The 10,163-nt window shown below is 42.8% G+C and carries 16 protein-coding genes; 13 read left to right on the top strand and 3 right to left on the bottom strand.

Features of this window, described 5'->3' with window-relative positions; all coding sequences use genetic code 11:
• The first annotated feature begins 452 nt into the window (after positions 1-452).
• Entirely contained in the window at positions 453-641 is a 189-nt protein-coding gene (locus tag DSM107010_RS35130) for a hypothetical protein (RefSeq protein ID WP_106169206.1), read from the top strand.
• Between the two features lie 5 nt (positions 642-646).
• Here DSM107010_RS35130 and DSM107010_RS35125 read toward each other — a convergent pair whose 3' ends face one another.
• Positions 647-862 carry a hypothetical protein gene (locus tag DSM107010_RS35125; protein WP_127025194.1) on the bottom strand — a complete coding sequence of 72 codons (216 nt, stop codon included), beginning with the start codon at positions 860-862 and terminating at the stop codon, positions 647-649.
• 35 nt (positions 863-897) lie between these two features.
• Here DSM107010_RS35125 and DSM107010_RS35120 point away from each other — a divergent pair, with 35 nt between their 5' ends.
• From DSM107010_RS35120 to DSM107010_RS35075, 10 genes are all read left to right on the top strand, one after another.
• The gene (locus tag DSM107010_RS35120; RefSeq protein ID WP_106169208.1) at positions 898-1,854 is read left to right on the top strand and encodes an HNH endonuclease; all 957 of its coding nucleotides are present in this window, start codon (positions 898-900) and stop codon (positions 1,852-1,854) included.
• A gap of 82 nt (positions 1,855-1,936) precedes the next feature.
• Positions 1,937-2,161 (top strand): hypothetical protein, encoded by a 225-nt coding sequence (locus tag DSM107010_RS35115; protein WP_106169209.1) that lies wholly within the window; start codon positions 1,937-1,939, stop codon positions 2,159-2,161.
• Positions 2,162-2,214: 53 nt separating this feature from the next.
• On the top strand, positions 2,215-3,057 hold the full coding sequence (locus tag DSM107010_RS35110; protein ID WP_106169210.1) for an AcrVA2 family anti-CRISPR protein: 843 nt from the start codon (positions 2,215-2,217) through the stop codon (positions 3,055-3,057).
• Between the two features lie 305 nt (positions 3,058-3,362).
• Positions 3,363-3,575, top strand: coding sequence for a hypothetical protein (locus tag DSM107010_RS35105; RefSeq protein ID WP_106169212.1), 213 nt, complete (start codon positions 3,363-3,365; stop codon positions 3,573-3,575).
• Between the two features lie 50 nt (positions 3,576-3,625).
• Positions 3,626-3,829 carry a hypothetical protein gene (locus DSM107010_RS35100; RefSeq protein ID WP_106169213.1) on the top strand — a complete coding sequence of 68 codons (204 nt, stop codon included), beginning with the start codon at positions 3,626-3,628 and terminating at the stop codon, positions 3,827-3,829.
• Positions 3,830-3,860: 31 nt separating this feature from the next.
• A complete protein-coding gene (locus DSM107010_RS35095; RefSeq protein ID WP_106169214.1) occupies positions 3,861-4,139 on the top strand; it encodes a hypothetical protein in 279 nt (92 codons plus the stop codon).
• A 145-nt stretch (positions 4,140-4,284) separates the two neighbouring features.
• Positions 4,285-4,728 carry an ATP-binding protein gene (locus DSM107010_RS35090; RefSeq protein ID WP_106169215.1) on the top strand — a complete coding sequence of 148 codons (444 nt, stop codon included), beginning with the start codon at positions 4,285-4,287 and terminating at the stop codon, positions 4,726-4,728.
• A gap of 48 nt (positions 4,729-4,776) precedes the next feature.
• Positions 4,777-5,280 carry a DUF262 domain-containing protein gene (locus DSM107010_RS35085; protein WP_127025191.1) on the top strand — a complete coding sequence of 168 codons (504 nt, stop codon included), beginning with the start codon at positions 4,777-4,779 and terminating at the stop codon, positions 5,278-5,280.
• Between the two features lie 21 nt (positions 5,281-5,301).
• The gene (locus DSM107010_RS35080) at positions 5,302-5,811 is read left to right on the top strand and encodes a hypothetical protein (RefSeq protein WP_106169217.1); all 510 of its coding nucleotides are present in this window, start codon (positions 5,302-5,304) and stop codon (positions 5,809-5,811) included.
• An 81-nt stretch (positions 5,812-5,892) separates the two neighbouring features.
• Positions 5,893-6,357 (top strand): hypothetical protein, encoded by a 465-nt coding sequence (locus DSM107010_RS35075; RefSeq protein ID WP_106169218.1) that lies wholly within the window; start codon positions 5,893-5,895, stop codon positions 6,355-6,357.
• A gap of 32 nt (positions 6,358-6,389) precedes the next feature.
• Here the strand turns inward: DSM107010_RS35075 and DSM107010_RS35070 are convergent, their stop codons facing one another.
• On the bottom strand, positions 6,390-6,683 hold the full coding sequence (locus DSM107010_RS35070; protein WP_127025188.1) for a hypothetical protein: 294 nt from the start codon (positions 6,681-6,683) through the stop codon (positions 6,390-6,392).
• A 250-nt stretch (positions 6,684-6,933) separates the two neighbouring features.
• Here DSM107010_RS35070 and DSM107010_RS35065 point away from each other — a divergent pair, with 250 nt between their 5' ends.
• Positions 6,934-7,158: a hypothetical protein gene (locus DSM107010_RS35065; RefSeq protein WP_106171253.1), complete on the top strand. Its 225-nt coding sequence runs from the start codon at positions 6,934-6,936 to the stop codon at positions 7,156-7,158.
• 1 nt (position 7,159) lies between these two features.
• Here DSM107010_RS35065 and recD2 read toward each other — a convergent pair whose 3' ends face one another.
• Positions 7,160-9,385, bottom strand: a complete 2,226-nt coding sequence (gene recD2, locus DSM107010_RS35060) for an SF1B family DNA helicase RecD2 (protein WP_106171250.1) — start codon at positions 9,383-9,385, stop codon at positions 7,160-7,162.
• Positions 9,386-9,481: 96 nt separating this feature from the next.
• Here recD2 and DSM107010_RS35055 point away from each other — a divergent pair, with 96 nt between their 5' ends.
• Positions 9,482-10,090, top strand: a complete 609-nt coding sequence (locus DSM107010_RS35055) for a deoxyribodipyrimidine photo-lyase (RefSeq protein ID WP_127025185.1) — start codon at positions 9,482-9,484, stop codon at positions 10,088-10,090.
• Positions 10,091-10,163 lie beyond the last annotated feature (73 nt).

The following is a 10,163-nucleotide window of genomic DNA, read 5'->3' as shown; positions in this document are numbered from 1 at the left end:
AAAGCCGTCTTTAGATATCCATCCTCATGGCTTGCCAGCTCTACCTCCTACTATTTTTTGAGCCGTCGAACTCACGTTGATGTAATATCCTTGTCTAGCGGTTATGTCATCGTGACCGAGGCAGTCGTGGGTATATGAAGCGTTGCGGGTGCAGCGATATTCTTTCATAGCTTGGGTTGCGTTATAGACTTTGCTGACCACAATATAAAGTTTTCTGTGACTGCTGCAAGAGTATCTCAATCGCGCTCTCTTAAGATTTCTCTAAAAACTCTTAGGAATTATGTAATTTATTTTATTAATTCAACAATAATATTACAGGTAAAAACAGCTTTAGTATTTACTAACTTTTTTATTAGAATTACCTTTAAAATTTGGTTCGCTTTGATTAGTTAATTGTTGTTTATTTAGCCAACAAACCTGATAATAAAAATGTAGTTTAGTTGGAGGGAATAATGTTTCAAGCTCTTGTAGAAATTGCGGCAAGCGTTGCTCAAGAGGTAGAGTGGGAGCTTGTTGCTCCCAACACGCTCTGCCTTGCGTTCGCCACTACCGAACGCGCTGTACTCTTCGTACACTTGATTCGGGCGCTACCGACTACAGGAGTCGTTCTACTAGGTACTGAAGTTATAGTGACCTGGTAGGGAGACTAGGCGGGGGAGTCAATCTCTCCCGCTTCAGTCATTTTAGCAGGCATTAAAAGTGTTACTTTATTCTTTTCAATTTCTGATGCAGTTGACTTATCTTGGCACTCTTTATAAAAATCTTGTGCTTCAGAATCAGTATCAAAAGTAAACTGAATGCCCTTAGGGATAACGTTAATATTATCTGAGCTAGTTCTACGTCTCATTAATCTTTCACTCACCTTTGACTTTCCACAAATACATATTATTAATTGCTATGACTGCCAAAAATCTTAGCTACTACGCTAGCAAATTCACTAAACTACGTGTAGACCGCGCTCACGGCAGTATAGCACCACACAAGCCCATTCTGCTGCTGTCTGTCATCGAGCTGATCGAGCAGGGCATACTCAAGCACAATCAAATCCCTTTATCTGCTGAGTTAGTTGCGGCTTTCCTCAAGCTTTGGCAACAGTTGGGATCTACTGCACACAACGCTGATATTGGAATGCCATTCTTCCACCTCAAAAGTGATGGATTTTGGCACTTCAGATCCAACCCAGGATTTGAAGCACTGCTGTCTTCTGGAGCTAAAGTCAGAGCAGTAAATGCACTCAGACAAGCGGTAGAATATGCTTATCTGGATGAAGAGTTATTTGAGCTATTGCAGCAACCAACATTTAGAAACATTCTAATAAATACTTTGCTCAATACTTGGTTTGCTGATAAAACTCAACAAGTACAGGAAGTTTTACGCATAAATGCCTTTGCAGAATTTGAGCAAGAATTATTAGCCACTGGTGGTAGGCTTTATGAAAGATCTGTAATAAAAGATGAAACTAAAACAGTTGTTAGAGATGCTACTTTTCGTAAGGTTATTGTCTCTATTTACGATTATCGCTGTGCGTTCTGTGGGTTACGGATAATCAACTCCCTTAGCCAAAACATCGTGGATGGGTCGCACATCATGCCCTTCTCTCAGTTCTACGACGACCGAATTGATAATGGATTGTCTCTCTGCAAAAATCACCATTGGGCATTCGATCGGGGTTGGTTCAGCATAAATGATGATTTCACTCTCCTTGTCAAGAGTGACCTGCATGAAGATGCTCCCAACTGTAAACCCATGCAGCAGTTCAATGGCGATCGCATCCGTCTACCAGTTCACGCGCAACACTATCCGCGTCTAGAAGCCTTGCGCTGGCATCGTGAGAATATATTTAAATCTGCTTAAGCTTTTAAAAAGTGTCTAGTTTCTATTTAGATTTACATAAAATTCGTTTACTTATCTAGTGAAAAATTAAGAAACTAAGAAAATGAAAGTACAAGACTTACTGAATGTACTAGAAGATTTAAATCCTGAAATAGAAATAAGGGTAGTTATTCAACCTTCTGCTCCTATTGAGTATGAAGTAAAGGGAATGGTACTTCAGTCGGAAGTAGAAACTGCTTATACTGCACCTAATGAAAATGATGTGTTGTTCTTATTAGCAGGTAAGCAGATTGGCTATACTAATAAAAAAGTTTTTGATTATCTTTAGTGACGGAACACTTTTGAAACGAGTAGTTTTAAGTCTCAGTTGTAAGATAGAGTATGAGTAAAAAGCCTAAAGGTTGGTACGAAGCGATCGCTATCCGTCCCGTGATGCACGTTGATGGCTACGAAAGCTATGAAAAGGTTTGCGGTTACGTTGCCGATATCTACTTTTCTAGTACAGAAGAAAAGCTTCGCCAGAAATTAGTAACTAATAGTAAAGACTCTATATACATTTCTCTTTTCACCCTCTATCAAGTAGGGGAAGCCAAATGTCCTGCTTATTGGGTAGGCAAAGACTTATTAACTGCACTCATGCAATCAGACTTAACTATTGAAGCTGATAGCTTGCACTGGGCGATGAAGACTGGAATTTTTATGTTGCCCAATAGTGTAATATTTTCTCCAGAAAAACGAAGTGTTCGGGCAATCTTTTGGCACTACGATCCGAGTGACGACTATCTCTATTGGACTGCAAGCGACGGGGATATTTTCTTCTGTCGCAGATTTAAAGTAAGCGAGAACTTAAGAAAATTAACTTATGCTGATGTTGAAGATTTAGATCCGCAAGCAATTGTTGACTTTAATAATTACTTACAATCAATATTTCTGCGGCTAATCCTAATTATGGAATGTCGCCCTGAATTGGTAGATACAGAATCTAAAGTAATTAGGGTAAATCTTGGATTTGCCAAGGATAAGGCAAAGGACTTCTACGAACCTCTGTGGGTCGGTAGAAACTATCGCTATCAGCGGGAAGAGGTACAAGATAAGGGTGGTACTCATGCTTCCCCCCGCGTTCATTGGCGTAGAGGGTACTTGCGGAATCAACCATATGGAGAAGGCAGGCAGCAGAGAAGATTGGTTTGGATCGAGCCAGTTCTTGTTATGGGAAAAGGATAGGTTTTTAAAAACTTATCTAGACTGTCTTAATTTACTTCAATAAATAGGTATAATTTTAATAATGAAGTAAAGCCATAAGATTTTATGAAAGAAAGTATAAAAGTAGGCGTTCGAGATCGAGATGGTTCTGAAGTAATAAAAATTAACCGCAAGACTTTTGTAATTAGATTGAGCGAAAAGTGGCTAAGATATGCCGATGTCTCTACCTTTGGAAAAGATTTCTTTATTCAGGATAACCAGTGGTGCGTAAAGTTACCATTACTGCCGCAGTATACAAGCAGATTTAATAATGTATTGTCAGCTAAATGAATAAACAAAAGCTTTTAGATCGCGCTCGTGAATTCGGAGGAGAAGCGAGAGCTAACTATCGAGCAGATGTCATAACTAAAGCCGATAGAGACGATCTAGTTTCTGCTGCTGGTCTATCCGATTGGGGCGATTTTCCAGAAGACTTACGCCGAGAACTGATAGCAGCATTTGCTGAGGGCTATCGGTCTGAATCAAAGCACTACATTTAAACCTTGTAAATATCTCACATATTACTGATTCACAGTTCGCTCAGAAGATAATGAATACAAATCGCTTGTCAGTAGGCACTAAGGTAGTTAGAACCTTTGTTAGTGGCAATAAAGAAGGGGAAATTTTAGGAATCACAAGCAAAGAGAAAAATATCTCTCAGGTAGGTTTGATTATGCAAGTTGTATATAAAATTAGGTTTCAAGATGGAACCGAAGGTGAATACGAAGAAGGGGATTTTGGAGTGATTAACTAGCTTATCTGTATAAGCAAGGTGCGAGGGCTAAATGAAAATTGGCAATCAACGTGGTGAAGTAGGAAATTGGATTGGCATTGCTGTTCGCGATCGCAATGGACGGCATGGCAAGATTGTTGAGGACTGGTGCGCCTGGGATCGGATTCTGACAATTTTGTTTGAAGATGGTGAAAGATATAATCTTGTTCTGAATAATGTGGGTAAAGACCCAGAAGATAAATTAGGTATTGAATGGGAATTTAGCCCGCAAGAATTTCCCCATAAGTGGGTATATATTTCAGATACTCCAGTGATTCATTGTTCACCATAGCTAGTAAATCTTATTACTATGAGTTTGGTAGATTTACACGCTCTCGACAAGAACATTATAAGGAAGAACTTGAATACTTTTTGAAAACTGGAAAACAAACGGGCTTTAGTGCGCCTAACGATGCTAAAAGACTTAATAAGACAAGATGACATCTTTACAAACAATCAAGACGCTTGTTATGGCAGTACAAACGCTGAAAGATATCGAGCAACTTTCAGTTAAGGATGAGATTAAAGAGCAATTAGTTCGCAAAGTTTTAGAAAGTATTGGCATCATTGAGACAGTGGAGGGCGAAACAATTTCTGCTCCGACTACCGAAAATTTAAGGCTCAAACAGCCTACGCTAGGTAGCCAAGAGCGAGTTCTTGAGTCTCTGTCAAAGCTGGGTGGTAGTGCTACTCGCGCCGATATTGCCTCTGACTCTGGACTCGATCCTAATATTGTCAGTTCGCTGCTTAATAAGTTAGTTAAACGCAATAGAGTTGAAAAAGTTAAGATAGATGCTGTTGACTCTAATAGTAATCGTAATGGCAGGGGTTTGAAGCCTGGGTATATCTACAAGCTTGTGGATGAAGAGAGTGGCAAGTAACGATAGTAAATGGTGAGTAAATTCCCGATCGCAAACGAGCCAAGTGACATGTCTATTTCAAATATTACACCGGAAGATAAGTATGAATTTGGTAAACTTACTCTAATCCAAAGGCACGAACGAATTAAGCTACCAATATTAGCCTATGACATTTATTATGTTAATCATAATTACACAACAATTGATAGTAATTGGTCATCTACTTGGGATTTAATTAAGCAGTCGAGATTGATAGAGTCACTAATCATCAATATACCCGTGCCACCAATTATTCTCTATGAAGTAAGCTACGGAAAAAAGTACAAAATTGTTGATGGTAGGGAAAGACTGAAAGCGATCGCTGATTTCTATAACAGACGGTTAGTTCTAAATGGGCTGGAACTCAATCTAGGATTAGAGGGACAAACCTGTAATACTCTTCCTGTAATAATTAAATCTGCGCTCGATCTTCGCTTACTGGATCTTACAACTATCTTTCCTAAAAAGGATATTAGCCCAGATAAAGCAGCAAGGCTTATGGAAATCGTCGCTGCACGTTTGGAAAAAGGTTAACAAAAATTGTTTAATTCAATTATGTCAAGTAATCTAGAATATCTTTTGGTAATTCTCGACGAACAAGCTAAACTAATTGAAACTATTAATACTAGAAATTCCTTTCGTTATAAAAGTAACTATCGATTAATTCTAGAGACAGGTAAACCTTTTCTGAATAGGGTTGAACCTCCACCATTTAAGGGTAAGCCTAAGTTTTGCTTTGAAAACTGTTTACAGGGATTGTGGAACTATCCTGAGTTATACTACTGTGAAGGATTTGCCGTTACTAATGATGTGGCGATAGCAGCGTCTCATGCTTGGTTGCTCAATGATGAGGCTGAGGTTATCGATCCAACTTGGACTGGAAAAATGTTTACTGGCTGCACTTACTTTGGAGTTGTTTTTAATACTGAATTTGTAGTAAGTTTTGCTGCAAAGACAAAGCGTTATGGAATTTTAGATAATGACTCCATGAATAAACATCAACTTCTACGAGAAGGATTTCCTGAAGGTGCATTGCACGAAAAGTTTCACCCTAGAATAGCTTAGATATAAATTATATTGATTTTCGCTCTTGGGTGCGATTGCTTTTGATTTAGGCGAAACTTGAATCAGATTTGAGGTTAATCTATGCCCAAACTTCCAGAGTGCGATCGTTGTCTTTTCTGCGCCCACGATTACCATGTCGTTTGTGCTATTCACCCTGCCGGAGTGGAGGAAGACAGCTGCTTAGACTTTCGCCCCGATCCAGAACTAAGGCGCTTGCCCTTCAGGGATTTTCTAGGGCTGCGAAGGTCGCGGAGCGAACCGCCTTCGGCATCGCGGCAGCAAGACGATGAACCATATAGCAATCCACACAATTATCTAAACGACCATGAGGAACTGTGGGAGCCAGAGAGGGCAAGCTACTACAACGGAGAGCTAGTCTTGCAACCACAGCAGCTCTGGACGCGAGAGGAGCAGCTAGAACTATTAGATTGGCATCCGCTGTTCACGGGCAAGTGTCCCCAGTGCGACGCTTCTTTCAGCAAAGATTACACGGCACGGGTACATTGGGACTGTCCTGAGTGCGGTTGGAAGGACGACACGGTGTAGGCGATCGCCCTCTTCGCGCTTTCGGCACAAGCTCAACTAAATGAATCCTCTGGCATTCCTAATCCGGTTGCCGCAGCCGCATCTTGGGCAATAGATTCTTCTTCGTAAGGGGAATGCTCTTTGAGCCACCCAGAAAATTCTTTCTTCACGATCTCGTCGTAACTTGCTTCATGACTTTCTAGCCAAGCAGCTACTTCTTCATGACTCATAGTTTTCAGCGTATCAACTACACAAGAAAACTCAAGCGTACTGCACCTGCCACTATCACGAACTTCTAGTAGTACTGGCATCAAGTTGTCGGGGCGCGGGTTGTTAACTCTTGTCATCTCACTTTTCCTCGCTAGGTGGGTTGCTCTGCCTCCATGATGCATAACTTCTCTCGATAGAGACAATTAAGGTGTCGTAACAACAGAATTTTCTCTTCCCAAGGTATTGCCCGATCCAACCTGAGCCAGCGTCAGACTCTCAAAAGCGCAAGCGAAGCGCAAACGTTATTATCGCACCTCCTAGCACCCAAGAATCGGAGATAATAATACATCTTGTTTTTACGATCGCTTGAGTTAAATCAACGAAGATATGTGGCTTGTAACTATCACCTGTTCATCTGATGCTTGGAAACGCTTGAGTTCTGACTTTCTAGCTATAGCAGATAAGTACCCAGGCACTTGTACCTCCTCCAAAAGAATGCCGGATGGCAAGCGCCTCATGGAATACAAAATTGAGGATGTCGGAGATGCCGAAGCCTTTCAAGATGATTGCCAAAATCTGGAAGGGTTTACCGCTGTGTTTGAGTCGCTATGAGCTACTCCAAACTTAACCTCTGCGCCAGCAAAGTATAACGCTTTTGGTCTTTCACCTGCTTGACAGCTAGACCAATGGCTTTAGATGGACCCACCAGAATCGCTAACTGTTTGGCACGGGTCAGCCCTGTGTATAATAGATTACGCGAGAGCATCATGTAGTGTTGCATATATAAAGGTAGAATCACCACTGGATACTCGCTGCCCTGAGCTTTGTGAATGGTTGTAGCGAATGCCAGTGTAATCTCATTCAAGTCTGCATAATCGTATGTGACTAATCGCTCCTGATACTGCACCGTCACTTCCTGTTCCTCTAAGTCAATTGCAGTAATGGTTCCCAAATCCCCATTGAAAACTTCTCTGTCATAATCGTTGACTTGCTGAATCACGCGATCGCCCACCCGCAATACAATTCCACCCGACTTAATTTCAGCTTTGTCAGCAGCCGGAGGATTGATTAAAGCCTGTAAAACACCATTGAGGTGGCGCGTCCCTACCTCCCCCCTGGTCATTGGGCAGAGTACTTGTACATCCCGTGCTGGGTCAAACCCTAACTGGGGAATCACATCAGTCACTAACTCTTGAATTCCCTGCACTCCATACTGTGGCTCTGGCGCTCCCAACCACAAACAATCAGAGTTGGGAGTTAGGGAAACTGACTCTAGTAATGGATACTGCCCAGAATTAATCCGGTGGGCATTGCTGACAATGTAACTTGCTGCCGCTTGGCGAAATACTTGCGTCAGCCGCACGACTGGGATTTGCTCTGATGCAATCAAATCCCGCAACACGTTGCCTGGTCCCACTGATGGAAGTTGGTCAATGTCCCCCACCAGCAATAGTTGAGCGTCAGGTGGAATCGCCTTGAGCAGGGAGTGAGCCAGAAATAAGTCCAGCATCGAGGCTTCATCCACGACAATCGCCCGTGCTTCTATAGGATTATCCGCATCCCGTTTAAATTTCATTGTCTTAGGATCGAATTCCAACAGTCGATGAATGGTTTTGGCTTCCATCCCCGCTACTTCACTCAACCGCTGGGCAGCTCTACCAGTGGGGGACGCTAAAACAATAGATTTGCCCATTGCTTTCCACAGTGCAACAATAGTGCGGGTGCAGAAAGTTTTTCCCGTACCAGGACCACCTGTAAGAATCGTCACTCGCCGACTCGCTGCCATCTCTACTGCTTGTTGCTGTTGCGCTGATAGCTCGATCCCCTTAGCTTGGGTGAATCGCTCAATCCAGTTGCGGACGCGGGGTAAATCTACTATGACAGGACGAGCCAGCAAATGGTGAAGCTGCGCGGCTAGGTTTTGTTCGCTGTAATAGAAGGATGGCTGATAGTAGACGAATTCATACTCTCGATGCCCCTGCATTATCAGCACATCTTCCATTCCCATCTGCACTAACAACTTTGCGATTGTCTGTGAGTCTGGTTGGTGGTCTTTAATGCTCAACCGCTTGACTACCTGCTCCACTAGCTCAGCCTGGGGCAAGAAACAATGTCCGTCTTCTGCTGCCTCTCCCAATACGTGGACGATCCCCGCTCGATACCTATACTCGGAGTCAGGAGCAATGCCCAGGTTACGAGCGATCGCATCAGCGGTGATAAACCCAATACCATATATATCAGTTGCCAGTTGGTAGGGGTTGTTTGTCACAGTGGAGATCGCCGCATCACCGTATTGCTTGAAAATCTTGACAGCATAAGTGGTAGAAACCCCGTGACTTTGAAGGAAAAGCATGACTTCCTTAATGGCTTTCTGGGTTTCCCAAGCAGACTGAATCATCTTGATGCGCTTTTTGGCGATCCCAGGTACTTCAACCAAACGTTCGATATGGTTTTCAATGATGTCGAGTGTTTCTAAGCCGAAGCAAGCGACAATGCGCCGCGCCGTTACGGGTCCCACTCCCTTAATTAACCCGCTACCCAAATATTTCTCTATCCCTGTTATGGTTGCAGGTTTCGTTTCTCTATAATGCGTGACTTGAAACTGAGCGCCATACTGCGGATGATCCCGCCACAGACCAGTAAGCTGCAATGTTTGTCCTGCCTGGATATTAGCAAAGCTACCCACGATTGTAATTAGGTCGCGAGATTGCGATGTTTTCAACCGCGCTACAGTGTATCCCGATTCCTCTGAGTGGAATGTCAGCCGCTCGACTACCCCCGTGAGAAATTCGTGTTGAGGAGCAGTATGGATTTGGGGTGCTTCAGGTAGAGTAGACATCGGTAGTGCAGAACTTTGGCTATATCATAAGCGCGATCGCTGTTCTAGCTTAATTTCAGTAATATAGTACAAGTATACTGTTGAGTACACCTGGTGATGAACATACTCTGGTTTCGTCGTGACCTCCGCCTCAACGACAACGAGAGCGTAACTTTAGCAACAGCTAATAATGCTTGCGTTTTACCCTGTTTTATCATCGATCCCTGGTTTTACCAACAGCCGGATATAGGTAGGGCAAGGGTAAGGTTTTTATTTGAGTCGCTGGAAAATCTAGACTCAAATCTCAGACAGCGGGGCAGTCAGTTATATCTATTCGAGGGAAATAGTGTAGATCTCCTCCAAACTCTCACCAGAGAGCTACTGCAACAGGGGATTAGACCCAAACTATTCTTCAACCGTGACGTGCAAGTAGAGTATGGCATCGAACGCGATCGCACCATCATCGACTTTTACCGTCAATTGAATCTTGAGTGTCATCTAGGTTTGAGCAGCTTCCTGCAAACCGAAGACTGCCGCGACTCTTGGTATGGGGAATACTACACTTACCAAAGACAACCGTTATATCAAGCTTCTACTCACATCAATACCCCACAGATGTCTCTCAATCTGCCACAACTGACATTTGATGAATTGAAACAAAAGTACAGTCAGTTTTGGCAAGAAGATAGTAAATATTTTACAGGGGGAGAAAGCAGCGCGAAATGAGCTTGCCGTAATCCCCCTATAAGAGTCTAATTTGTAGTGCTGACGTGAGCTGGAAGGCTGTTTAGACATGGCG

The organism is Chroococcidiopsis cubana SAG 39.79 (genome assembly GCF_003991895.1).
In the GTDB taxonomy this organism is placed as follows: Bacteria; Cyanobacteriota; Cyanobacteriia; order Cyanobacteriales; family Chroococcidiopsidaceae; genus Chroococcidiopsis; species Chroococcidiopsis thermalis.
Note: the sequence above shows the minus strand (reverse complement) of the source record. Positions and strands in the feature narration are given on the sequence as shown.